This window comes from Paenibacillus sp. LHD-117, assembly GCF_030929555.1.
Lineage (GTDB): Bacteria > Bacillota > Bacilli > Paenibacillales > Paenibacillaceae > Pristimantibacillus.
The window spans coordinates 109,983-134,960 of the sequence record NZ_JAVFVT010000010.1 but is presented as its reverse complement, the minus strand read 5'-3'; the positions used below and the strand labels follow the sequence as shown (position 1 = coordinate 134,960).

Genomic DNA, 24,978 nt, shown 5'->3' with positions numbered 1-24,978 from the left:
GCGAACGAGAATAAGTTAGACTCAAAATCCACAAGCTCAAATAGCTGCGTGGATTTTTTGCTGCGACCGGACAGAAAACGTACTTGACTTAAGTAAGTTCACATTATATACTTAATAACAAATAGTAAGTAACACATAAAACGAAACAGGAGGGTGAGCTTCCTTGAGCCATAAATTGCATCCTGGCACCAAGCTGGGTGTGGTTAAACTAAAAATAAGCGACTTGGAACGTTCGCTGAAATTTTACGAAGACGTTGTCGGTCTTCGACTGCTGAAGCAACATGGCCGAACGGCTGAGCTGACTGTTGACGGCAGCACGGCGCTGCTCATTTTGGAGGAAGTTCCGAACGCCGTCATAACGCCGCCGCGATCCTTCAGCGGTTTGTACCACTTCGCGATTCTGCTGCCGACGAGGAAGGATCTCGGTCTCGCGCTCAGAAGATTGATCGAGTCGGGCATCGAGATCGGGCAAGCGGATCACCTGGTCAGCGAAGCGCTGTATATCTCCGATCCGGATCATAACGGCATCGAGATTTATCGAGATCGTCCGCGAGAGGAGTGGAACATCAATTCCGACGGCACCGTGCGCATGGCTTCCGATCCCATCGATTGGGACGGATTGCTTCAGGAAGCCGGGAGCACGGCGTGGAGCGGCATGCCCGCCGGAACAACGATGGGCCATGTCCATTTCCATATCGGGGATATGGCGAAAGCAAGAAGGTTCTATTGCGACGTTCTCGGATTCGACATTGTTGCCGATTGGATGCGAATGGGCGCGCTCTTCATCGCGGCCGGCGGCTACCATCACCATGTTGGCTTGAATCTGTGGGCGGGAGCAGGCGCGCCTCCGACACCGCCAAATGGCACGGGTATCGATTATTTCACGATCGTGCAGCCGAATGACGAAGAGACGGCGAAAGTAGCCGAATCCGCCGCGGCGGCGGGCTTTGAGCCGACCAAACAGGACGGCGCGATTTTTTTGACGGACCCGTTCGGAATCCGAGTCAAGCTAGTGTCAGAGGGGAAATAAGGTCACACGTACGGATTGACTTCTTCAAATGATTTGCATTGCATGAACTTTTCATCCATTTCATTACGAATATACGGAGGTTACAAACATGGGAACTTTAACAGCGACGAAAGACTTTTATACAGCGTTACAATCGAGACGATCCATCTACGCCATCAGCAATGAACAAGTTGTCTCGGACGAACGTATTCAAGAGGTAATTAACCACGCGGTGAAACATACGCCTTCTTCCTTCAACTCCCAAAGCGCGCGCGTTGTCGTCCTGCTTGGCGACCAGCACAAGAAGCTGTGGAGCATCACGACGGATACGCTGAAGGCGATCGTTCCTGCCGATCAGTTCGGCCCTACGCAAGAGAAGATGAATGCTTTCGGAGCGGGTTACGGCACGGTGCTGTTTTTCGAGGACAACGAAGTCGTGGAAGGTTTGCAAAAGCAGTTCGCTTCATACGCCGACAACTTCCCGGTCTGGTCCAACCAATCGAACGGCATGCTGCAATTCGTCATCTGGACATCGCTCGAGCTGGAAGGCTTCGGGGCTTCGCTGCAGCACTATAACCCGCTGATCGACGACAAAGTGAAGGCCGAGTGGAACGTTCCGTCCAGTTGGAAGCTGCTTGCACAAATGCCGTTCGGCAAAGTCGTCGCTCCCGCTGGCGAGAAACAATTCAGCCCGCTTGAGAATCGCGTGAAATTCGTGAAGTAATAATAAAAACATGAACGCCCATTCAGGCAGTCGGAGACTAGCTCCCGCCTGAGTGGGCGTTTTTTTCGCTGACTAATTAAAACGAAAAACAATGGCGGAGCGGCGAGCGCGATAGGCCGAGAAAGTCGGCTCACGAGTGCTCGGAGCGGGTGTGTCGGCAGCAATAGGCCGAGAAAGTCGGCTTACGGGTGCGCAGAGCGGGGGCGGCGAGCGCGATAGGCCGAGAAATTCGGCTTACGGGTGCGCGGAGAGGGTGTGTCGGCAGCAATAGGCCGAGAAAGTCGGCTTACGGGTGCGCGGAGCGGGTGCGGTGAGCGTGATAGGCCGAGAAAGTCGGCTTACGAGTGCACGGTGCGGGTGTGTCGGGGCAATTGGCCGAAAAATCAGCTTACTGGTGCACGGAGAGAACGTATAGTCAGCGCGCATCCGCCATTCTTTTTAAATACCCACTTGACAGGTATGATTAATTGGTTTAATCTTACTCCAAGATCATTTGATTAAAGCTCATTAAACGAACGATCATTATCTCGAATTTATAACATAAGGACAGCCGATTGGACCGCCAAAGGCTCCCGACTACTCTTACCGCTTGAACGGAAGAGTTGCCGGGAGCCTTTCTGTTTACTTGGAACTCGAAGCTGGAGTAGGAAAGGAGCGACATGGACGACAGAGACATAGCTTTGCTAGAGGAAGCCGACTGGCTATTTCGTAAGCTGGTCCGGAGATTCGTGAAGGAACGCGACAAAATCGCGATCGACGGCGTGGCGCTGCCGGGCATGCTCATCCTGAACGCGATCGCCCGAGAAGGAGAACAGCGGCTGGGCGAGCTGGCGGAACGGCTGGACTTCACGTCCGGCGCGGTTACGGCGCAATGCGATAAGCTGGAAGCTGGCGGTTATGCGATCAGGAAGCGGAGCGAGACTGATCGCCGCTCGATTGTCCTCGACATCATGCCGAAAGGCAGGGAGCTGCTGGTGCGCACCCGCGAAACGGGCGGCTATATGATCGATTTGTTGTTCGGCTCTTTCACGAAGCCCGAGCTGGAAGCGCAAATCGTGATCTACAAACGGCTCATCGATCATCTTGAACAGTTCGCCGACAAGGTTATGCTGCATGCGGGAGAAGAGGCCGCCGTGACAGTGCCGCCGCGCAAGCAGGTGCCGAACAAACCGGCGAATCGATTTATTTCCTACTAAAATAAAAGAACGAACCTATGCATGGAAGGGAGAAATGAAATATGGGACATCCCACGATTTATCCGACAGGAACAACGGTATACAAGCCTGAGAAGGCATGGAGCGGTTATACGATTTACCAAGCGGCAGATACAGGTGCGCTCCTCATCGACATGAACGGCAGGGAAGTGCATTTATGGAAAGGGCTGCGCGGCTTCCCGAACAAGCTGCTACCAGGCGGTTACGTGCTCGGAAGCACGGCGGAGCGCGATCCGAAGTACGGCTTCCAGGATGAGCTGAATCTGGTCCAGGTCGACTGGGACGGCAACATCGTCTGGAAGTTCGACAAGTACGAATGGATCGAGGATCCCGGACATCCGGCGCAATGGATGGCAAGGCAGCATCACGATTACCAGCGAGAGGGCAATCCGGTCGGTTATTACGTCCCCGGCCAGGAGCCGAAGACGGATTCGGGCAACACGATCATCCTCTCGCACAAAAACGTGACGCGTCCCGAAATTTCCGATAAGGAGCTTCTCGACGATACGATCATCGAAGTGACTTGGGATGGCGAGGTCGTCTGGGAGTGGGCGGTCAGCGATCACTTCGACGAGCTTGGCTTCGACGAAGACGCCAAAGCAGCATTGTACCAAGATCCCAACACGCGGGCATTCGGCACGCATTACGGGGATTGGATGCATATCAACTCTGCTTCCACACTCGGGCCGAACAAACATTACGATGCGGGCGACGAGCGCTTCCATCCGGACAACATCATCTGGGACGCGCGGGAGTCGAACATTATCGCGATCACGGACAAACGGACGGGCAAGATCGTATGGAGACTTGGCCCCGACTACGATACGGAGGAGACGAAGGGCATCGGCTGGATCATCGGCCAGCATCACGCCCATCTCATTCCGCAAGGACTGCCCGGCGCGGGCAACATCCTGATCTTCGATAACGGCGGCTGGGGCGGCTATGGCAAGCCGAATCCGGAATCGCCGGACGGTCTCAAGAACGCCCGCCGCGACCATTCGCGGATCCTGGAGATTAACCCGATCACGCTGGAGATCGAGTGGCAGTACACGCCGACGGAAGCCGGCTTCCAAGCGCCGCTCGACTCCTATCGGTTCTACAGCCCGTACATTAGCTCCGCCCAGCGGCTGCCGAACGGCAATACGCTTATCACGGAAGGCGCGGACGGCCGGATTTTCGAAGTTACGGCCGAACACGAGCTGGTGTGGGAATACATTTCGCCGTACAAGAACAAACGGAACTCCAACATGGTCTATCGCGCCTACCGCGTACCCTACGAGTGGGTGCCACAACTCTCGCAGCCGGAGGAATCGGAGATCGAGCCGATCGATGTAGCGGATTTCCGCTTGCCGGGAGCGGCAGCACGAGGCGCCGTTACGGCCGTCGAAGTGGAAGGAACGATTTCCTACGGGGAAGGCGCCTTGTGCGTCGCCCGGACAGACGAGAGCCAGGAGCTAAAAAAAGAGGGGGATTCCCATGCGTAAATTCCGTGTAAAACAATTGGCATTATTGGTATTTATATTGGCGCTAACCGGCGCCTTGTTAACGGCCTGCGGAGACGGCGGAGCGGGCGCGGCAGGGACGGTCACCAAGCTGAAAATCGCCGACATCACGACGAACATAACGTTCCGGGTTGCGAAGGAGAAAGGATTCTTCGAGAAAAACGGCATCGACGCCGAACTCATCACTTTCGCAACGCCGGCGGAAGGCGTCAATTCGTTGTTCATCAAGCAGGTCGACATCGCGTTCGGAGCGGACTTCCCGCTGCTGAACGCGGTAAGCAAAGGCGAATATTCGATCTTCGCCTCGTCCGGCACGGCGACGGATCTAAGCGCAAGCGACTGGAAGCTGTTCGTCCGCGACGAGATCGCGAGCGGGGCGGATCTGAAGGGGAAGAAGCTGAGCTTCCTGCGCGGTACTTTTCTTCCGTATCTTTGGGACCTTTACCTGACGGACAACGGGCTGACGCTAAAGGACGCGGAGCTGATCGGCCAAGGCGGCCTCGACGAAGCCTACGTGGCGCTGAAGAAGGGTGAGATCGACGGGGTATGGGTGTACAACGCGGTCAACCATGAGAAGTTCGGCGCGCTGGAGGGCGTGCACGAGATCAGCGACATGTCGAAAACCTCGCTCCGTCTTGGGCAAGGCTTGATTGCCTCCGACGAATTGATCGACGGCAAGAAGGACGTATTGGTCGGCTTCCTGAAGGCGCTCGACGAAGCGTCGACATATGCCCAGGCGCATCCAGACGAAACGGCCGACATCATGTACGATGCCGTCAAACAGCCGAAGGAAGCGACACTGAAGGATTTGCCGAAGAACCCATGGAAGATCGGTTTTACCGAGAAAGCTTACGAAGGATTAAAAGGGCAGAAGCAGTACATGGTCGAGACCGGCATCATCGAGAAGGACTTCGACCTGATCGGCAAGCTAAGACTGGATGTCGCGCGGGAAGCGTTCCCGGATCGCGTCATCGAACCCGAATAAGGAGCTGAGACGATGGGACCGGCGGCGAAACGGAACGAAATTCGGATCGAGCGATTGGACAAAAGCTATGCGCAGCCTTCGGCAGGCGAGCTGCATTACATCATTCAGGACGTCAATCTGGCGGTGAAGGGCGGGGAGTTCTTCGTGCTGCTGGGGCCGAGCGGCTGCGGCAAGTCGACGCTGCTTGGGCTGATTGCCGGATTCGTCTCCAAAACGTCGGGTGCGGTACGGGTCGGCGAGAAGGAAGTGGAGCGCCCCGGCCAGGATCGCGCGGTCGTGTTCCAGCAAGCGGATTCTTCCTTGTTCCCTTGGCTGACCGTCCGCGAGAACGTCGAATTCGGACTTCGGATTAAGCGGATCGCGGCGGCGAAGCGCAAGGAAATTTCCGATCAGTTCATCGAGCTGGTCGGGCTGAAAGGGCATGAGGGGAAATTCCCGCGCGAATTGTCCGGCGGCATGAAGCAGCGGGTACAGCTGGCACGCGTCCTGTCTAACGATCCGGCGATCCTGCTCATGGATGAGCCGTTCGGCGCACTAGACGCGATGACCCGGCGCACGATGCAGAAGGAGCTCGTCCGGATTTGGCGGGATACCGACAAAACCGTTATTTTCGTCACGCACGACATTCAGGAGGCTATCCTGCTAGGAGGTCGCATCGGCATTATGTCCCCGGGACCTTCCTCCAAAATATCGCATATTTACGACGTGCCGCTATCCTATCCGAGGGATATCGCCGACCCGGCCTTCCACGCGCTGCATGCCCAAATCCAATCGCATTTCGATGAATAAAGGAGGGATCGACTTGAGCGGAAAATGGAAAAAAATAGGGTTCACCCTTCTGTTCTGGATCGCCGGACTCGGACTCTGGCAGCTGCTTGCGCTGCTGTACGGACCGGAAATACTGCCGGGTCCCGTCTACACGGCAAAGGGCGGCTACGAGCTGCTCTCGGACGGCACTCTGCTGCAATATATCGGCATTAGCTCTTACCGGGTATTGCTAGGCTGGACGCTCGGAAGCCTGGTCGCGATTCCGGTCGGCCTGATCATCGGGAAGGTGAGCGCGGTCCGCATCGTGGCGGAGCCGTTCCTGAACTTCATCCGCTTCATTCCCCCGATCGCGTTTATTACGTTGTTCCTGGTCTGGTTCGGCATCGGCGAAACGTCGAAAATCATGCTGATCCTCTACGCTACGTTTTTCATCGTCGTGCTGAACACGCTCACCGGCGTTCTGTCCGTCGAGGAGGACAAAATTCGCTCCGCCCGCAGCATGGGCGCCTCCGAGTGGCAGATCGTGCTCCACGTCATTATTCCCGCGACGGTGCCTTTTATGTTCACGGGCATCAGACTCGCGATGGGCACCTCGTTCATGGCGATTATCGGAGCGGAGATGATCGCGTCCAACGAAGGCGTCGGCTACTTGATTTGGAACTCGCGGCTGTTCTTCCGCACGGATTGGATCTTCGTCGGCCTCATCTGCCTCGGCTTGATGGGTTTCCTGACCGACCGGGCCGTCGCGCTGCTGGGCCGCAGGCTGCTATCGCGATATGGCGTCGTGAGCACTTCTTCGCTGCGGAGGTAGACTAGTCTAGTGGAACGATTCTAAAATTCCGTAACCATCGCGACTTCGGCGATCCTTCAAACGGTATGCCGAACTGAAAAGATGGCTAACGGAGCGCACAGCCGTTATTTTGCCTTTCATGCCTCATTCTAAAATCTAACGGAGCTACGCGCGCTTATTGGACGGATTTCCAGGGAAATGGCACTGTTTGATGGCCAATAGCAGCCTCCAGCTCCGTTAGAATTAGTAAACAACCGATTTTGGAGCAAATAACGACTGTGGCCGCCGTTAGCCATCTCAAACGGTTGCCATCGATTTGCAGATCATGGCTGTATGGCAAATGTAGAGTAGTGACGGTAATTCTGAATCGAACTACTAGTCTAGTGGAGCGATCCTAAAACCGTTATCATTTCGGTTGATCTCGAATGCCAGCGGAAGCCTCTGAAGGAGGGTCGCTTATGCGTACAAATACCAAACGCGAACCGCGGCCCGGAAAGTCAGCGTCCCGGGTTCGAGCGTCGTCGCGGCGTCGCCGACGGGCATCGCGGCTTTGAATTGGACCGGCTCGAAGCCGGTCTTTTGCGTTTCCTCTACCTTGCAAGGCACGGCCGAAAGAGAGACACCCAGCGTGTCGGCGATGGCGAGCGCTTTCGCCTGCGCGTTGCGTACCGCCAGCGTCAGAGCATCGTGCTGCGCCTCGTCAGCCATGGACGAGCGGAACGAGACGTCGGTGACCGTGTTCGCCCCATTGGCAACCGCCGCGTCGATGATCCGGCCGGCGGCTTCCGTGCCGGCGATCGTTACCTGCAGCAGGTGGGTCGCCTTGTAGCCGCGGAAGACCTGTTTGCCGTCGACGTAGTCGTACTGCGGCTCGATGGCGAAGCTCGCGGTGGCGATGTTCTCGCGCGCGACGCCAAGCGCCGTCAACGCTTGAACGATCGCCGCGATTTTGGCGGCGTTGCCCGCTTGCAGCTCCTCCAGCTTCTCCCCTTCGCTTATCACGCCAAGCGTCACGCGCGTCTCGTCCGGTTTCGCCGTTGCCAGACCTTCTCCCAAGACTTCAATGGTAAACGGACAAGCCGATTCGTTCTGTTCTTTCATTTTACGGATCCCTTCCTTTCCATGGCTACAAGATTCTATGACTTCCTAGACGAATCGATGACGTCGGATGTTTCTAGCTTGCGACTCCCGGCAATCGACGCGTTGTCACTGACTTAGGGCGGGGAGGCGTCCCGTTCTTCGGTCGGAAACGGCAACCGTCCTACGGAGCAGGGGAGAACCCTTCCAGCGACTGTTACGCCTCAGCTAGTAATCCTGTAAATTTAAGGAAAACGATGATGGGGATGATGATTATGGGAACAGATAAGGCGCAAGGCGAAGCCGGTTGGTTCACAGGCGAGAAATGGATGGTCGCGACGGGGCTGCTGGGTTTCGCGCTGGCGCTGATGTGCGGCGTTTGGGCACTCATCGGAGGCGCAGAAATGCCGCCCGACGGGAATCTGTGGAAGGCGTTTTCGTTTAACGCTGCTTTGGGCATATTTATGCTTTCTACGGCGGCAATTAGTCCGTTATCGGGCATGGGACGGAAGGGGAGGGCATTTTTTCGCTGGTCATATATCGTGCTTGCGCTTTATTCCTACTTCTTGGAGACCGTGCAAAATATTCGCGGAGTGAATCCGCGTTTCGCGGAGAACGGCTCGACCTTCGACATCATTGCGGCAGGGGTATTCGGCCTCGTCGCCCTTCTGTTGGCAGGCTACTATTTGTTATTCGCGATTCAATTCTTTAAAAGAACAACGTATGAAGCGAACCCGGAGCTCGTGCTCGGCATTCGTTACGCGATGGTTTCGATCATGGTCGCGTTTGCCGGCGGCATCTCGATTTCCATGAACGGCGGCCGGTTCATCGGCGCGGAGGGCAATCTGATCTGGCTGCACGGTATGGGCTTCCATGCCATTCAGGCGCTGCCGTTCATCGCGTGGCTGGCGGTGGGATCGGCGCTTCCCGCGGCGTTCCGCCGGACGCTGATCCACGTCTCGGGCATCGCGTTTTTCCTCGGCCTGCTCGCTATGGGCTGGCAGACGCTGCTCGGCCGCCCGCTGCTGGAATGGTCGGCGCTGCCTCTTGCCGCGGCCGCCTGTTTCATCCTCGTGACGGCCGCCGGCGCAAGATCCTTGTTCGCGGAGCGGCAGCGCCGGTCGGACGGGAAGGGGATTTCCGCATGACGTTTACAATAGCTCAACTTTAGCCTATAAGCGGAATCGGGTATAATGGTTCCAGTCAATGACTCCCACTTAATTATTGTTTGAAGTGGGAGCTTGTAACTACCCAATCGTGGTAACGTCTCTACGACTCCGATCTCTTTGCGTTCAGAAGAACGTGGTGTTACATCCACGATAAGCATACGCCTATCGATGGGCAGATTGACAGCTGCCCTGCAAGCCTAGTCATGCTACGCCTGCACCTTGAAGAAGGTACTGTTTTCCCTTCAGACAGAGATTCATAGCGCCTATGCGGTCATCATTGCTTGCATATCCGCAATCCCGGCAATGGAAACGATGCTTCCCTTTATCCCGATTTTCTTTTGCGATGTGGCCGCATACCGGACACGCTTGCGACGTGTGCTTCGGATCAACCGCAATCGCGATCGATCCAACAAGCTGCGCCTTGTACGCCAGCATGTTGCGAAGCTGGTAGAACGCCCATGATACCATCACATATCGATCCTTTAGCTTGGTCTTTTCCGTTGCACGGCGAATACCTGTCAAATCTTCCAGCACGAACAGCGTATTCGCCCCGTACCGGTGGGCGAGTGCCTTACTGACCTGATGATTCACATCAGTCATCCAGCGGGTTTCTCGCTCTCCGATTTGTTTCAGCCTGCGGCGTGACGAGGCCGTTTGTTTGCGCTGAAGCTCGGAACGCAATCGTTTGTAGTTCGCTCGTTTTCGTTTCAGCGCCCTGCCCCGATAGAAGACGGTCTTGCCATCGGTGCCGTACGCCGTGGCAATAAAGTTGATGCCTAGATCGATCCCAGCAACTTGTTCAATGTCCTGCAGCCCAGGAGCTGCTATTTCCTTAGATACAGGAATATGCAGAAACCATTTGCTTTTTTTCCAGATAAGCTTTGCTGTGCCGAATGTCCAAGAGCCGTCGAAATAGGCTTCCATTCCCTTGGATTCGAAGGGGACTTTGATGCGGCCCTGAAGTGTATTCACGGAGAACAGCTGCGCGTTCAGCGAATAATCCCTATTCCAGACTAGATCATATTCCGGCTTCTTAAACTGCACGCGCGTCCAATCGTGGCCGCTGCTCCGAATCGTCTTGTATCTGGCAATGACGGTTTTCATCACCGACTGAGCCATTTGGGAGCGCAGACCAATCGTACCGCGGAGGAATTGATAGGTCATTCGGTGCAAAGCAGGCTGCTTTAATTCGCTCGAGTCGAACACACAGTCAGAGACCAGATTGCAGCCTCGCCGATAAGCAATCATGGTTTGATGCAGCGCCTCCATTTGACTATCCGTCGGCTTAATCTTGATTTTTGCCGTAACGGTTGCGATCATACGTTCGCCTCCTTTCTATACTTATGATAGCATATATTGGAGGTCAAGAACATTTGAAAAATCATTCAGGCTAGCGCCTGACGCACATTCCTCCCCCACTTGAAGAAGGGGGGTATCCTCTAAGATTTTGATGAATTGCAGATCGGTTTGATTCTACTGGCATTGGGGGCCGGGGAAGTGTCGGGCAGAGGCAAACGATTATGGGAGCTATTCGCGGTATCGACCAAGCTTGGGCTGACGTCCTTCGGCGGGCCGATCGCGCATCTGGGTTATTTTCATGAAGAATACGTCCGCCGCCGCAAGTGGCTGGATGAAGGCAGTTATGCCGATATAGTAGCGCTCGCGCAGTTCCTGCCGGGGCCGGCGAGCAGCCAGGTCGGCATCGGCATCGGCATTATGCGCGGCGGATTGATAGGCGGCGCGGTTTCGATGGCTGGTTTCACGCTGCCGTCGGCGATAGTGTTAGCTGTGTTTGCCTTGCTCCTTCAAGGAGCGGGCATCGTCGACGCGGGTTGGCTGCACGGCCTCAAGCTCGTCGCGGTGGCCATCGTCGCGCAGGCGGTATGGGGGATGGGGCAGAAGCTGGCGGCGGGGCGCACCCGCATGACGATGGCTATCCTATCGGCGGCGATCGTTTTGTTATGGAATGCGGCGTACAGCCAAGTCGCCGTCATCGCCGCCGCCGCGCTCGCCGGCTGGTGGTTATTCGGAAGGCGCGGGGCGGGAGGCGCCGATGCTGCATCCGGAAGCGGCACGGGCAAGGTTGATGGGAACCAAGCGGTGGACTTGGTTAGGCCGAAACCCGCTGATTCCATCGCGCTCGGACCATCCGAAACAGATGTCCCCGGCGTTTCCCGAATAGCCGGCTTCGTTTGTTTGGCGTTGTTCCTGCTGCTTCTCCTGGTTCTGCCTTTGGCGCGCGAGCTGACCGCGAACCACTGGATCGCGATGGCGGACGGCTTCTACCGGTCGGGATCGCTCGTATTCGGCGGCGGCCATGTAGTGCTTCCGCTGCTTGAGAGCGAGGTCGTGCCTACGGGATGGGTCACGGAAGAACAGTTTCTCGCCGGCTATAGCGCGGCGCAAGCCGTTCCGGGGCCGTTGTTCACTTTCGCGTCCTTCTTGGGCGCGGCGTCGGACGGTTGGTTAGGCGGGTTGGCTGCCACGCTCGCGATATTCCTGCCAGCCTACTTGTTGATGGCGGGCGCCATGCCGTTCTGGCAGACGCTGCGAGCGCTGCCGAAGGTGCAGCACGCCTTGGCCGGCGCGAATGCGGCGGTCGTCGGCATCCTGCTCGCGGCGCTTTATGATCCGATTTGGACGAGCGCGGTCGCGTCCACGCGGGATTTTGTGCTGGCGGCCTCTTTATTTGTTTTGCTGGTTTATTGGAAGCTGCCTCCTTGGACGATCGTGTTACTGGGAGCGGCGGGCGGATATCTGGTAGAGAGCATGGGCTAACGATACAACTTCGAATGCAAGATAGGCGAACGATATTTCAACAAGATTAAATAATAGTTCGGGAATTTCCGGTAAAAACAAACATTTTTATTGACTCGAGTGTCCGATTGCAGTAATCTAATGATCGCAGAACATTCGTATATCCTCACTAATATGGTTTGAGGGTCTCTACCAGGAGCCAATTAATCCTGACTACGGGTATAGCGTGCGCGTCTTATGACGCACCCTATATTTGGGTTAGGATTATTTTTTTTGGCGGAGGCATCGGACATGTTGGAGAAGTGGTTTAGGTTAACAGAAAGAGGCACGACCGTGCCTACGGAATTGATCGCGGGCGTGACGACGTTTTTCACGATGGTGTACATCGTCATCGTCAACCCGGGGATACTCGGCGAGGCGGGCATGGACTTCCACGGCGTGTTCGTCGCGACGGTGCTGGCCAGCATCGTCGGCACGCTGATCATGGGGCTCGCGTCGAATTATCCGATCGTCATCGCGCCGGGCATGGGGCTTAACGCGTACTTCGCTTTCACCGTCGTCGGCGGGGAAGGGATTGATTGGCAGACGGCGCTTGGCGCGGTGTTCGTCGCGGGAGCTTTGTTCGTTCTGCTATCGCTTACTTCGTTCCGCTACATGCTGCTGGACGCGATTCCGGCTAGCTTGAAGCATGCGATTACGGCGGGCATCGGTCTGTTCATCACGTTTATCGGGTTGCAAAATTCGAAGCTGATCGTGGATTCGCCGGCTACGCTGCTCACGCTGGGCAAGCTGACGGAGCCGATGACGCTGCTTACGATAATTGGACTGATTATATCGCTTGTGCTAATGTCTTATCGGGTCAAAGGATACTTGTTCATCGGCATGATCGTGACGGCGATCATCGCTTATTCCATGGGTCTGCTGGAGCTGCCTTCGCAAATCGTGGCGCTGCCGAGCGGCCTCTCCGAGACGGCGCTGCAGATGGACATCGGGGGCGTGTTCGAGAACGGCCTGTACGCGGTCATCTTCACGTTCCTGCTTATTACGCTGTTCGACACGACGGGCACGATGCTCGGCGTCGCCGAGCAGGCCGGAATGATGAAGGACGGCAAGTTCCCGCGGTCGCGCTGCGCGCTGCTCGCCGATGCGGTCGGCACGACCTCCGGCGCGATGCTCGGGACGAGCCCGACATCCGCCTACATCGAATCCAGCGCGGGCGTCGCCGTGGGCGGCCGCACGGGACTCACGGCGGTAACGGTCAGCTTGCTGCTCGCGCTGACGTTGTTTTTCTCACCGATCGTTTCGGTGCTGGCGTCGATCCCGGCCATTACCGCTCCGTCACTCATCATCGTCGGCTTTCTCATGATCAGCGTCGTCCAGAAGATCGAATGGCAGGATTTCGAGGTCGTGTTCCCGGCGTTCTTGATCATCGTGCTTATGCCGCTGACGTACAGCATCGCGACGGGCATCGGCGTCGGCTTCATCGTCTACCCGATCCTGATGGCGATCCGCGGCAAGTGGCGCGACGTTCATCCGATCTTCTACCTGTTCGCCGTGTTGTTCTTCATCCAGCTTGCGTTTCTAAGCCATTAATAAGCGCATGACCGGCCGCCCTTCCGCTCTCCTCCGGAGACTAGCGGGAGGGCGGCTTAGTAAATTTTAATGTTTTGAGCCGCTGTCATTCGGAAAGGTGTTGGGCGTCTTGCTTTTTGTCACCAAATTGCCATCCATTCCTAGCGCATGGACGGGCCCACGGGCTTGCGCCAACGGCGCCGAGATTTTATCATAGAATAACTTACGGCTCGAGGAAGATTCGGGGCGATGTTACGGCTCGACGGCATGTCGCATGGAAAGGAAGTCGTTACGATGACTAAAAGCTTGTCCCGGAGATGGAGCGCCAGATCCATCCTCGTATTTTCTGTCATTATGTTGATCAAAAGCTATCTCACCTGGACGGTCCTGTTCGAAGGAAGCTCGTTCAATACGGTGTGGCTCAAGGAGCTCCCTTTTATTCTGATCGTGTTCTGCTTTATCGAATGGTTCGCGGTCAAACGGAAGCTTTGGTGGTATCTGTTCGTCAACCTGCTCATTACGGTGTTGTTTTTTACCTTAATCGTTTATTTCAGGCATTTCGGCATCATTCCGACTTATCATGTGCTGGAGCAGGCCGATCAAGTCGGCGCGGTGAAGAAAAGCATCTTCTCCGTCATTCATCCGAAGTATCTGCTCATCTATATGGATATTCTCATCCTCGGTTATGTTCTTCTTCGCCGCAGGATTGCGGTAGACTGGAAACGCGCGTTGACGGTCAGAGCCAGCCGCAAGACGGTGGCGGCGGTATTCTCGATCTCCTTGTTTGCTTGTCTGTTTAACATACTCCCCCATACGGAAAGTATTAATGAAACCGTGCAGGCGGAGCAGATGGGCATTCTGAATTACGAAGCTTATAGTCTGCTGGAGGACGATGAAGAAACGCCGGTCCAGCAAAACTTGATTACCCAATCCACGATTCACGAGCTGAAGGGCATAACGGAACCGGCGACGCCTGTCCTGTTCGGCAAGGCGAAGGGCAAGAACGTGATCATTTTGCAGATGGAATCGTTCCAAAACTTTTTGATCGATCTGAAGATCGACGGACAAGAAATTACGCCCGTCATGAACAAGCTCGCCCATGGCAACTATTATTTCCCGCGCTTCTATCAGCAGGTGGGGCAGGGCAATACGTCGGATGCGGAATTCGTGGTAAACACTTCGTTCTACGTTCCGCCTGACGGCCCCGCCACGCAGATCTATGCCAAGAAGGAGCTTCCGAGCATGGCGAAACTGCTGGAGTCGCACGGCTACGATACCGCGACCTTCCATACGAACGAAGTGGGCTTTTGGAACCGCGACGAGTTGTACGAAGGGTTAGGGTTCAATCGCTATTATGACAAGACGTTTTTCGGCGAAGGGAATGACGAGTTATGGTTCGGACCTTCGGATGAGGTGCTCTACAGCAAGACGGCGGAAGAACTGCAGCGGATGGACGCAAGCGCGCAGCCGTTCTACGCGCATGTCATTTCGATGTCCGCCCACAATCCGTTCGAGCTTCCCGAGGAGAAGTACAAGATGACCTTGCCGGAGCGGTTCGAAGGCACTTATGTCGGGGATTATATCCAATCTCAAAATTATGCGGACTACTGCTTAGGGTTATTCCTTGAAGACTTGAAGGGAAGGGGCTTGCTCGAGGATAGCCTCCTCCTGTTCTACGGTGATCATCGCGGACTGCCGGTGTTCTCGCTCGACGAGGAGGACCGCGTGCTGCTCGAGGAGATCTTCGGCGGCACCTATCTCGAACGCGATATGATCAACGTGCCTTTCGTTATTGCGGGTGATGGCGTCACGACGCCTTCGGAGTTCCAGCAGCTAGGCGGTCAGGTGGATATTTTGCCTACGCTGGCCAACTTGCTGGGCATATCCATGAAGGAGCAAATCCACTTCGGACAGGACTTGCTGAACCAGAAGCAATATAACTTGCTGCCGCAGCGTTATTACTTGCCGACCGGCTCGTTCGTCAACAACGAGGAGCTGTTCTTGCCGGGCAGCGGCTTCGAGGACGGCAAACACTATACGCTCTCCGGAAGCGACAGCACGGAAGCATCCGCTTCGACGGAGGACGAGTTCAACCGAGCTCTGGAGTTGCTTCATCTGTCCGACAGCTACGTGAGCCAGCTGCCGGACCAGCCGGAGCCTGAAGACCGGGGAGAGTAGGCGGCTGTGAATGGGTATGAGCTAGTATGATCATAAGGGGCTGTCTCACAAGTAGTTCTGCACACTTGATGAGACAGCCCTTTCGGCCCCGGTTGGGAGTTGTGTGTATGGTTTTTCGTATACGTTCGCTCCGTTGCGCCCCGGTTGGGCGATGTGTGTATGGTTTTTCGTACACGTTCGCCCCGTTGCGCCACGGTTGGCGTTGTGTGTATGGTTTTTCGTACACATTCGCTCCGTTGCGCCACGGTTAGGCGTTGTGTGTATGGTTTTTCGTATACGTTCGCTCCGTTGCGCCGCATGTAGACGAAGAAAGGCTGTCCCTAAAAGAGTATAGGATTTCCACCAAAACGTACTCATTGAATAACGCGGTACTTTGGATTTAGCCATTACTCCTCCGGCTTTTCCAACATATCCAACTCCCTCTTGATAACAAATAAAGAAATTCGCAGCTCTCAAGTGGATACGCTTGGGAGCTGTATGTATAGAGCCGATAAGCCTGTCTCTAATCATTATAACCCCCTTGACGGCATTAATAAAAAACGGTCAAACTCCGTGATGATGGATGATTTGAATCTGAAAGAACTAGCTTTAAATTGGTAAGTAAACTTTAGGATGCGGTCGAGCTCTCAACAAATTATACTAACTATAATGTTATGTAGACGGGAATTCACTATCAGAAGCCGGTATCAACTATTAATCGTATTTTCCTTCACGGGATCCGCGGCGATTACAAGCATGCTTCTGAGTATGTTATGTTACAGGCTGCTATTCACAAAAGAGCTACAGTTGAAACCCTTGTCCAATAGCGACTGAAAGAAGGGATGGATGGACGAGATGAATGCGAACGAACATTTCGCTGTATGGAATGAGGTGTCGATCACGATCATCGATGTATGGCGTAATAGGATGAGATTGGAGGATGCATACCGTTCGTATATTACGCCAGCGCATGCTTTTGTATTTGTTGTAAGCGGCAAGGCGCGATTCGTGTTTAATGGAACAGAAGAGTTAGTCGGCCATAAATTGACCGTGCAATACGGTGCTAAAGATATGATTCTCGATTTGACCGTTCTTGAAGAGCCGTTTGAGTATTACATCATCTTGTTTTCCGCAGAACTGCCCGTAAACGGTAGCCCGGAATTAGAAGCGGTAATGCGTCGAGGGGATCCTTTTCAGACCGTCTACGATTCGGCGTTAACCGATCCGCTTTATATTTTGAGCAAAGTCGAGCAAATGTACCGTTCTTGGAACAAACCAGGCGTGATCGATCGATTCTATGCAAAAACGTTATTTTACCAATTCGTGCATGACTTGTTCCGTCAAATATTGTTCGGGAAAACCAAGGCGGCACCTGCACTCATGGAACGCGTGGAGCAATACATGGAGGAACGATACAAGGAGAAGATTACGCTTCACTCGTTAGCGCAGGCTTTGGGTAGCACTCCTGGTTATTTGTCGAATGTTTTCAAGAAACAAACCGGAATTAGCCCAATCGAATATTTGACGCGGATTCGCATTAACAAGGCGAAAGAGAGGCTAAGCCTGACTGACGACAGTCTCATTGAGATTTCAAGCGGCGTAGGTTATTCCGATGTGTATTACTTTAATCGCATGTTCAAAAAGTATACAGGTGTACCGCCCGGCCAATATAAATCGAAACTTCTCGCAACGCGAAGTCGGGAACAAGAACCTAAAGCATAAGTCAACGATTGTGAAGATCGTCCATCATCAAAAGAAGAATGTATATTGATGGGGGAAGACAAGCGAGATATAATTTCGATGATAATAATTATCATCCTCGATCATCGAAGTCAGTATAGCGGCCGTTAGTTAGAGGATGTACAGAAAGGTGAACTCTGATGAAAAAGCTGATATTATTTGTTGTACTAAGCGTAGTTTTAATCGCTGGATGCTCTTCGAAGGAGTCTGACACTGAGAAATCGACCAGAGGTGAAACTTCAACAGCATCATATCCCATTTCGGTCGAGCATGAAGCCGGCACGACTGTGATTGAATCTGAGCGCAAGCGAATTGTCGACATAGCCTTTGCTTCGGATTATTTATCCGCACTCGATGTGCCGATGGTAGGGGCCTCCGCTAAGGACTGGGGGGCCGGCAAGATCGAAACGGTTCCATACTTAAACCTTGAAGGTGTTCAACCTATCGAAATGATCGATAATAAAGCAAATTTAGAGCAAGTACTAGCGTTGGAACCTGATCTTATAATCGCGTATGCAGATCAATTGGATCAATACGAGCAACTCAGCAAAATTGCTCCTACAATCGTGCTCGATATGACAAAGAGTGATTGGAGGGAATTATTCAAGACGATTGCCAAGACAGTACAAAAAGAAGCTCATGCGGAACGTATTCTGGAAGATCTGTCCGATAAAATTGAAGAAGTTAAGAAAAAAGTCGACCCGCAGGACGCTGTGTTCTTTCATGCCGATTTCGGTTTGAAACAGATCGCGTTAGCTGGACCGCTTAGCTCTGCGGATGCCTTATACCAGGAACTTCAATTGCCAAAATCTGATATTGTACCTGATGGTTACGCGGGTATGGTTGAACAAGAAGCGTTCATTATTGCCGATCCAGGGACGATATTCCTATACTCGGCTACTGATCCGAAGAAAGCATTGGACGAGTTGAAGAAGGATAGTCTGCTTAGCAATTTGAGAGCCGTCAAAAACGATCGTGTCTTCTTGCTACAAAAAGCCTTCTGGATGAACTCGGGTCCAATTTCTATGGATCTGAGGTTAGAGGATCTGATGAATGTATATAAGCCTGTGAGCTAATATAAGAAGAGGCATTGCCTAGGAAGCTTCACACTTCACGCAGAATCAAAAAATCCTTAAAAGATGGTTTCCATCTTTTAAGGATTTTTTATTGGTTAAGGCCATTTTCATTTTTTTTTGGTTCAATTCAGACAAAGTCATTTGTGCATTAAAACCCAAAAATCTTTTGTTTTCAGCTAATACCTTCAAGTCAATAACTTTATACTGTTTATTCGCTACCCGAGCATCCCCTATATCTGTTGCAATTCCATGCTTGATAGTAGCATCTACAAATGGCCGTTCATGAGAGAGTAGCCTATTTCGAATTAAAGGTGGTCGCCCAATTCGGACATGGTATATAATAAACTGATATGATTTTACAAAAGAAGGGGCTTTGCGCAGCGATTATGGAAGACAATCGACCACAACCGACACGGACAAGCGCGGCGCCGCGCCGCACGACAATTAACAAAATTCGCAAAAAACGATACGGCCTGCTGGGACTCGCGTTCGCTTTATTCTTTTTTGTCACGGCCCAATTCGCCGTCAGCTATTACGTGAAGCTGGATACCGTCTACAACCATCGCATCAACTATAATATGTTTCTGGAAGACCGCGGGATGATCGAGGTTGTTATCGAAGAGATGGCGAAGACGATCAAACGCGACAACCTGACGAATTACGCCATTATGATCGGCAACTCCGTCGCATGGGGCACGAACGAAAGCTCGGAACATTCGTTGGGCAGGTATTTGAACGATCAGGCGATCTCGGCCGAAGGCGAGGACAAGCTGCAGGCGGTGTTCAACCTGTCAGCGCCGTCCATCATGGCGGGCGACGCCTATACGCTGCTGTTGATGATGGAAGACCACGGCATCAAGACGGACAACGTCATGATCGGGCTGTCCTACTCCGCGTTCGTCAAGCCTGATCCGATCACGGGACCGAGGCAGGTTTTCTGGCTGGGAGACTACCTCAGAACGCAGGATCCTGAGGCGTTCAAGGACGTGCTGCCGCATCTGCAGGGAATCGGCTTCGAATATGAAGAAGGCTGGAAGTACGCAGAAGAGAAGGCGTTGGACAAGCTCTTTCACAACATTCCTGTCGTGATGTACAAGGAAGTGATTCCGGCGTATTGGGAGCAGAAGAAGGCAGGGACGGACCTGCTCGGCGATCCACGCACGTGGAACGAGAAACAATTTTCGGAGAAATGGCTGACCGATCCGTCTTATCTCAGCTTCTTCGATCCGACGCCGTTCGTGATGGACGAGAGCAACTGGGGCGTCTATTTCATGAACAAGATCTCCGAGCACCAGCAAGGCAAGCGCCTGCTTGTCTTCGTGTCCGGCGGCAACGGCGAGTTGTCGAAGAAGGAAGTGACGGATCCCGGTTACGTGGACAACACGGAGAAGATCGAGACGTATCTGCAAGGACTCGGCTCTCCTTACTTGATCATGCAGGATAAGATCGATCCGAATTTATTTACCGATCACGTGCATTTGACGAAAGAAGGCAATGAGCTGCTTGCCCGTTTCGTATGGGACACCTGGACGGGTAAGGGGGCTTAGCGCATGTTATTTAATTCACCGACGTTTTTGTTGTTTCTGATCGCGGTATTCACGCTTTATTATTTATTCCCGCGCGGCCGCATGCTTGTGCTCGCCATCGCGAACGCGGCGTTCTACGCTTACGCGGGGGTTGGCTATTTCCTGCTGTTCGGCGTAATCGTTGCTGCCGTGTACGGGATTTCGAAGTTTCTTGGGGGCAGGAACGGCAAGCTGGCGCTTGTCGCGGGGCTGGTCGTCGTACTTGGCAATTTGGTCTTTTTCAAATATTCCATGTTCTTGCTTGAAAATATCGAGCGGATGCTCGGGTTTACGTTGTCGCTGCAAGGGACGGCGTTCGACGACCGGATGATCGCGCTGCCGATCGGCATCTCGTTTTACTCTTTCCAGCTGATCGCATACCTCGTGGACGTGTATAAGGGCAAGCTGAAGCCAAGCCGCTCGCTGTTCGAGTTCTGGGTGTTCATCTCCCTGTTCGCGCATTCCGCGGCGGGTCCGATCCTGCGGGGCGGCGACTTCCTGCCGCAGCTTCGGAACATTGCGTCTATTCATTTCCGTACGCCGCGCGTGAAGCTAGGTCTGGCGTTTATCTTGCTCGGCCTCGTCAAGAAGGTCGTCATCGTTGAGAAGATCGCGCCGTACGTCAACGAGTACTTCAACAACGCGCAGACGCTGAACGGCGTAGAATCGTGGGTTGCGTCGTACTTGTTCGCATTCCAGATTTACTTCGACTTCTCGGCCTACAGCGAAATGGCGGTCGGCATCGGCTTCCTGCTCGGCCTGCGGCTCGACTTGAACTTCAAGACGCCGTACCTGAGCGGAAGCTCGACGGAATTCTGGCGGCGGTGGCATATTACGCTGTCGCAATGGATTCGCGACTATGTCTTCATTCCGCTCGGGGGTTCGCGAGTCAAGAACTGGCGCATTTACGTCAACCTGATCGCCGCCATGACGATCTCCGGCATATGGCACGGCGCCGCTTGGACATTTATTATTTGGGGCTTCTATCACGGCTTGTTGTCGGCGGCGCACCGAATGTACGGCAAAGGCATCAAGAAGCTCGGCTGGCAGAAGCTGCAGCGCAACTGGCTGTACAAGGTGCTGGCCATCGCGGTGTTCTTCCACCTCACCGTCATCGGCTGGGTATTCTTCCGGGCAAACAGCTGGGCCGACGCTGTCCACATGCTGAAGCAGATGACGCTGCTCGGCGGCGTGACGTTTACGAAAGAGACGCTGATGCTGCTTGCCGTCGCGGCAGGCTTGTATTTGCTCCACATCGTGGAGTCCGTCGCGGTGAAACATTTCAAGCGTTGGTCGCTCGCCTGGGAGATGACCGTGCCATCAATTGTCCGCGGCGCGGTCTACGCCGCTATCGCGATCGGGCTGCTCATGCTGCTCATGAACGGAGAAGCGAGCACGTTTATCTACTTCGCGTTCTAATTTGAAAGAAGGCACCGTCCATCCAAAATGAAGAGGACCGTGCCTTTTTTTCATACTAGCGTTCTATTCAGATTTTGATTATCCCAGCATCTTCTTGTAGGAATCCACTCTGCTCGCGTAGAATAGAAGGATAAATCGTGCACGATTATATGATCGATGGAGATGAGAAGATCTTGAAAAAAGGGTTAAACCGTTATGTATTGACTGATGAAATCTATTCGCTCTTAAAGGAACAAATTTTGAATCATCAGATCGCCCCCGGAGAAAAAATCAATATCGATCAATTGGCCCGTGAATTTGAGGTTAGCAATATTCCCATCCGTGAAGCCTTGTCCAGATTAGCTTCCGAGCGATTGGTAAGCGTCGTGCCCTTCAAAGGCATGTACGCAATGGAAATGACTTTGCAGGAGCTTGACGAAATATTCGAGATCAGGAAGGAACTTGAGTGTTTAGCCATTCGGAAAGCCGCCTTGCGCATTCCCGATTCATTGTTAAGCAAATTGGAATCCGAAATGAGCATGCTGTCTGGAAAACATACGACTGATCTGGTTGGAAGCATCGAGTTTATTGCAGAAATGAATCAAAACTTGCATGGTCTCATTCTTGACTATTGCGAAAACCAATCCCTAAAAGAACTGATTCAAGCCTACATCCAAAGAATCCAGAGATATTTATTGGCGGTTCATCAGGAGATGAATCAACGCGTTTTGGAAGAGGAATGGAAGGAGCATATGGAGGTTGTTCGTTGTTTGGCATCCAAAAATGTTCAGGACGCGGAACATGCCTTGCTGAACCATTTGGATCGTTCACATTTGCGAACCCGAAGTTTATTTTCATAAATGCGAATGGGGATCCATTGAAAAAAAAGCAGCTCGCTGAACTTAGCGGCTGCCTTTTGTTTTTCGGCTATGATGTTGAAAATTGATTATTGGCGGTACGTTAGAAGGTGCTGGCCTTGCTTGTATCCGGACACCAACGGGAGGAACGGTAATAGCGAATCAGCAGATCAACCGCTTCCTTGGAGCGCAGATGCGTGAGTGCTTCCGCTGCATAAGCTCTGACATAACGGTCCTTGCTGTTAAACAAAGCGGTCTCGAGCGAGTTGACCACTTCCAGCATATCTCCAGCTTTGCCGATGCGCAGCAGCGAAAGCGCAGCGGTATAACCGATTTTATTCATAATATAAGGTTGATGATTGGCGAAGGTCTTATTGGATTCGTTCGGCGCAGACAATTCGGAAGCATCGCCGGATTCGCTTAGAACCGATTCTTTCAAGCATTTGGCTAGCGCCGATACAGCCTGACGATCGGGATTCCTGAGCTGCCCCAATGCCTCAATTGCATTCCGGCACACCCATTCGCTCTCATCATTCAGGCTTGAGATTAGTGCGGACATGACACCGCCTTCAGGTGATCCGATCATGCCAAGCACGAAAATCGCGAGCGCCCTGCGTCTCTCGTCTATATGCGTCAAACAGTGAAGAAGCTCCGGAATCGCTTCAATACCGGCGCTCTGCAGGCCATATGCCGCCCTTTCCGCCGTTTGGTTGGATCCACCTTTGATATGTTTGATCAGAATTGCGATGCCTTCATCACCAAGCTGACCAAGCGCGTAGGCTGCATTTAACGCGGTCGTTTCCACTGGATCATTTAATTGATCGCCTAGCGCCGATGCAGATATACGTTCATCCATCGCGGCAGTGTCGTGATCTTGGTTCGAGGAACGTTCTCCCCGCAGCCAATTCCAAACATCTTGCCATAAATTCAAATGAAGGGCGGGCGTGCCGTCCGGCACGATCATCTCTTTGTTTTGATGATTCCAGCTAGGGAATTCAGGCGCGCTTAATCTGACGAATTGGAATTTGAGCATATAACGATCTAACTGCGATACGTTAAGCGAAGCTTTATGCCATAAGTCGAAATGGACGAGCACCATTGTTCCCGCTTTGCCGGTAGGCAGCAGCGTCTCCCCTCGTTTGCCGATAAACTTCTCGTAGTATTGAGTCCCCGGCATGATTGCAGTCGGACCTAACTCTTCGGTAATATCATGGGTATAGTAGAAGAGCATGACCCACCAAGGACGATGGCTGCGCATGGAAGACCAGTAGCCGTCCTTGTGCCATTGTCCGCCGCCCGGCGATCCATTACCCGGTTGATTGTAATGGCAATGACGATGAGGATGCATGTAGTAATCCGGGCCGAGTACGCTGCTCAGGGCTCCCTTGACGACCGGTGTATCAAACACTTGTTGGATATCCGGTACGCGTGGCAGAATGTTGTTGCCGGGATTCCCTTCGTTATGCATAACATGGTGGATTTGATTCATGATGCCTTGATGAAGCTGCCCAGGCAATTCGTTGTGCAGGACAAGATAACCTTTGGTAATAAATTGAACCATTTGTTCATCCGTCAATAAGTAGTTGCTGTCGATCATCGCAAATCCTCCTTCAAAATCGAGTTCATCACAATCTGATCGTACAACAGCGGGCTTTTTTTGTATTTGCAGAATCGTCATTTATTTGTACAATCGTCATATCATGTGTGAAAATATTTCGATATAAGGCGGTCGCTATAGATGAACTTCGCAAACATGCACCCGTATCTTTATTATGCAACCCGCTATCCGTTCTCCAGAGGGCAGGTTAGCAACAATCGAATCTGTTATGCTTCCTCCCTCTATTTAATCAGCGAGGGGAAAGGCATGCTGCGCACATGCGGTCAATCTTACGAAACGACGATGGGCTCCCTTGTCTACATGCCTGCGGGGCAACTGCATCATTGGGTTGCGGACGCCGGGGATCCGATGGTCCACGTCTGCTGTTATTTCGATTGGTCCTTCTTCGATCGCCAGGATTACTTCAATCATCCTAGCCATATTTGTTTTGATGAAGCAACGCTGGTACCTGGTTTGATCGGCCCGGCATTTCCGTATGAAATCCCCGTGCATCTCAAAGTAGATAAGCCGAAACTTTGGATCGATCATTTCGAAAAATTTTATACGGATAATCGCTTTACAGACGAGAAAACGTATATGCGAAGTTTGAAAATCCAAAGCAGCTTTCAGGCTTTTATCGAATTTTTCCTAACGTTTGCTCTGAAGGAAGAACATATCCCGAATCCTCGCATGTCCAAGATGATCGAGCGATTGGATTTCGATTTATTACAAGGAGCGGTTCAACCGCTAGGAGCCTACTATAACGACTTGGGCATCAGCCGCGGTTATTTTTTTGATCTGTTCAAACAAGCGACCGGCATATCGCCCGCCCAATACGTCATCCAGTTCAGAATCAATCGATCGAAAGAGGATCTCAGGCTTACGGATTTATCGATTACCGAAATCGCGGACAAACACGGCTTCTCGTCCTTGCACTACTTCTCGAAGCTATTCCGAAAGCTAACCGGACTTTCCCCGCGGGAATACCGCGAAGAGAATAGAAAGGGCCGGTAAGTGAAAT

20 protein-coding genes and 1 riboswitch are annotated in these 24,978 nt (G+C 53.0%); of the genes, 17 read left to right on the top strand and 3 right to left on the bottom strand.

Annotated features, from left to right (window positions below):
- Nucleotides 1-163: 163 nt before the first annotated feature.
- The 7 genes from RB620_RS10005 to RB620_RS09975 all read left to right on the top strand — a co-directional run bounded on the left by RB620_RS10005 (nucleotide 164) and on the right by RB620_RS09975 (nucleotide 7,013).
- Nucleotides 164-1,030, top strand: coding sequence for a VOC family protein (locus RB620_RS10005; RefSeq protein ID WP_308093932.1), 867 nt, complete (start codon nucleotides 164-166; stop codon nucleotides 1,028-1,030).
- 88 nt (nucleotides 1,031-1,118) lie between these two features.
- On the top strand, nucleotides 1,119-1,733 hold the full coding sequence (locus RB620_RS10000; RefSeq protein WP_308093930.1) for a nitroreductase family protein: 615 nt from the start codon (nucleotides 1,119-1,121) through the stop codon (nucleotides 1,731-1,733).
- A 659-nt stretch (nucleotides 1,734-2,392) separates the two neighbouring features.
- Nucleotides 2,393-2,929, top strand: coding sequence for a MarR family winged helix-turn-helix transcriptional regulator (locus tag RB620_RS09995; RefSeq protein WP_308093929.1), 537 nt, complete (start codon nucleotides 2,393-2,395; stop codon nucleotides 2,927-2,929).
- 41 nt (nucleotides 2,930-2,970) lie between these two features.
- Nucleotides 2,971-4,431 (top strand): aryl-sulfate sulfotransferase, encoded by a 1,461-nt coding sequence (locus tag RB620_RS09990; protein ID WP_308093928.1) that lies wholly within the window; start codon nucleotides 2,971-2,973, stop codon nucleotides 4,429-4,431.
- Nucleotides 4,424-5,434, top strand: a complete 1,011-nt coding sequence (locus RB620_RS09985) for an ABC transporter substrate-binding protein (RefSeq protein WP_308093927.1) — start codon at nucleotides 4,424-4,426, stop codon at nucleotides 5,432-5,434. Before RB620_RS09990 ends, RB620_RS09985 begins: the two co-directional genes overlap by 8 nt.
- A gap of 12 nt (nucleotides 5,435-5,446) precedes the next feature.
- Nucleotides 5,447-6,223 (top strand): ABC transporter ATP-binding protein, encoded by a 777-nt coding sequence (locus RB620_RS09980; RefSeq protein WP_308093926.1) that lies wholly within the window; start codon nucleotides 5,447-5,449, stop codon nucleotides 6,221-6,223.
- Entirely contained in the window at nucleotides 6,216-7,013 is a 798-nt protein-coding gene (locus RB620_RS09975) for an ABC transporter permease (protein WP_374121389.1), read from the top strand. Before RB620_RS09980 ends, RB620_RS09975 begins: the two co-directional genes overlap by 8 nt.
- A 435-nt stretch (nucleotides 7,014-7,448) precedes the next feature.
- Here RB620_RS09975 and RB620_RS09970 read toward each other — a convergent pair whose 3' ends face one another.
- The gene (locus RB620_RS09970) at nucleotides 7,449-8,093 is read right to left on the bottom strand and encodes an SIMPL domain-containing protein (protein WP_308093922.1); all 645 of its coding nucleotides are present in this window, start codon (nucleotides 8,091-8,093) and stop codon (nucleotides 7,449-7,451) included.
- A 251-nt stretch (nucleotides 8,094-8,344) separates the two neighbouring features.
- Here RB620_RS09970 and RB620_RS09965 point away from each other — a divergent pair, with 251 nt between their 5' ends.
- Nucleotides 8,345-9,217, top strand: coding sequence for a hypothetical protein (locus RB620_RS09965; RefSeq protein ID WP_308093920.1), 873 nt, complete (start codon nucleotides 8,345-8,347; stop codon nucleotides 9,215-9,217).
- A gap of 222 nt (nucleotides 9,218-9,439) precedes the next feature.
- Here RB620_RS09965 and RB620_RS09960 read toward each other — a convergent pair whose 3' ends face one another.
- Nucleotides 9,440-10,558: an RNA-guided endonuclease InsQ/TnpB family protein gene (locus RB620_RS09960; protein ID WP_308093918.1), complete on the bottom strand. Its 1,119-nt coding sequence runs from the start codon at nucleotides 10,556-10,558 to the stop codon at nucleotides 9,440-9,442.
- Nucleotides 10,559-10,699: 141 nt separating this feature from the next.
- Between RB620_RS09960 and chrA the strand changes: the two genes are divergently transcribed.
- From chrA to RB620_RS09920, 8 genes are all read left to right on the top strand, one after another.
- Complete coding sequence (gene chrA / locus RB620_RS09955) at nucleotides 10,700-12,016, top strand: chromate efflux transporter (RefSeq protein WP_374121392.1); 1,317 nt, start codon at nucleotides 10,700-10,702, stop codon at nucleotides 12,014-12,016.
- A 115-nt stretch (nucleotides 12,017-12,131) separates the two neighbouring features.
- A riboswitch (purine riboswitch) is annotated at nucleotides 12,132-12,231 on the top strand.
- A gap of 55 nt (nucleotides 12,232-12,286) precedes the next feature.
- Nucleotides 12,287-13,588 carry an NCS2 family permease gene (locus tag RB620_RS09950; RefSeq protein WP_374121388.1) on the top strand — a complete coding sequence of 434 codons (1,302 nt, stop codon included), beginning with the start codon at nucleotides 12,287-12,289 and terminating at the stop codon, nucleotides 13,586-13,588.
- A 273-nt stretch (nucleotides 13,589-13,861) separates the two neighbouring features.
- Nucleotides 13,862-15,745 (top strand): LTA synthase family protein, encoded by a 1,884-nt coding sequence (locus RB620_RS09945; RefSeq protein ID WP_308093992.1) that lies wholly within the window; start codon nucleotides 13,862-13,864, stop codon nucleotides 15,743-15,745.
- 825 nt (nucleotides 15,746-16,570) lie between these two features.
- Nucleotides 16,571-17,446: a helix-turn-helix transcriptional regulator gene (locus RB620_RS09940; protein WP_308093916.1), complete on the top strand. Its 876-nt coding sequence runs from the start codon at nucleotides 16,571-16,573 to the stop codon at nucleotides 17,444-17,446.
- Between the two features lie 158 nt (nucleotides 17,447-17,604).
- On the top strand, nucleotides 17,605-18,540 hold the full coding sequence (locus RB620_RS09935; protein ID WP_308093914.1) for an ABC transporter substrate-binding protein: 936 nt from the start codon (nucleotides 17,605-17,607) through the stop codon (nucleotides 18,538-18,540).
- 386 nt (nucleotides 18,541-18,926) lie between these two features.
- Nucleotides 18,927-20,087: a hypothetical protein gene (locus RB620_RS09930; RefSeq protein ID WP_308093912.1), complete on the top strand. Its 1,161-nt coding sequence runs from the start codon at nucleotides 18,927-18,929 to the stop codon at nucleotides 20,085-20,087.
- A gap of 3 nt (nucleotides 20,088-20,090) precedes the next feature.
- On the top strand, nucleotides 20,091-21,524 hold the full coding sequence (locus RB620_RS09925; protein ID WP_308093910.1) for an MBOAT family O-acyltransferase: 1,434 nt from the start codon (nucleotides 20,091-20,093) through the stop codon (nucleotides 21,522-21,524).
- Nucleotides 21,525-21,661: 137 nt separating this feature from the next.
- Nucleotides 21,662-22,363 (top strand): GntR family transcriptional regulator, encoded by a 702-nt coding sequence (locus RB620_RS09920; protein ID WP_308093909.1) that lies wholly within the window; start codon nucleotides 21,662-21,664, stop codon nucleotides 22,361-22,363.
- A gap of 100 nt (nucleotides 22,364-22,463) precedes the next feature.
- Here the strand turns inward: RB620_RS09920 and RB620_RS09915 are convergent, their stop codons facing one another.
- A complete protein-coding gene (locus RB620_RS09915) occupies nucleotides 22,464-23,957 on the bottom strand; it encodes a HEAT repeat domain-containing protein (protein WP_308093907.1) in 1,494 nt (497 codons plus the stop codon).
- A 141-nt stretch (nucleotides 23,958-24,098) separates the two neighbouring features.
- Between RB620_RS09915 and RB620_RS09910 the strand changes: the two genes are divergently transcribed.
- The gene (locus RB620_RS09910) at nucleotides 24,099-24,971 is read left to right on the top strand and encodes a helix-turn-helix domain-containing protein (protein WP_308093905.1); all 873 of its coding nucleotides are present in this window, start codon (nucleotides 24,099-24,101) and stop codon (nucleotides 24,969-24,971) included.
- The last annotated feature ends 7 nt before the right edge of the window (nucleotides 24,972-24,978 follow it).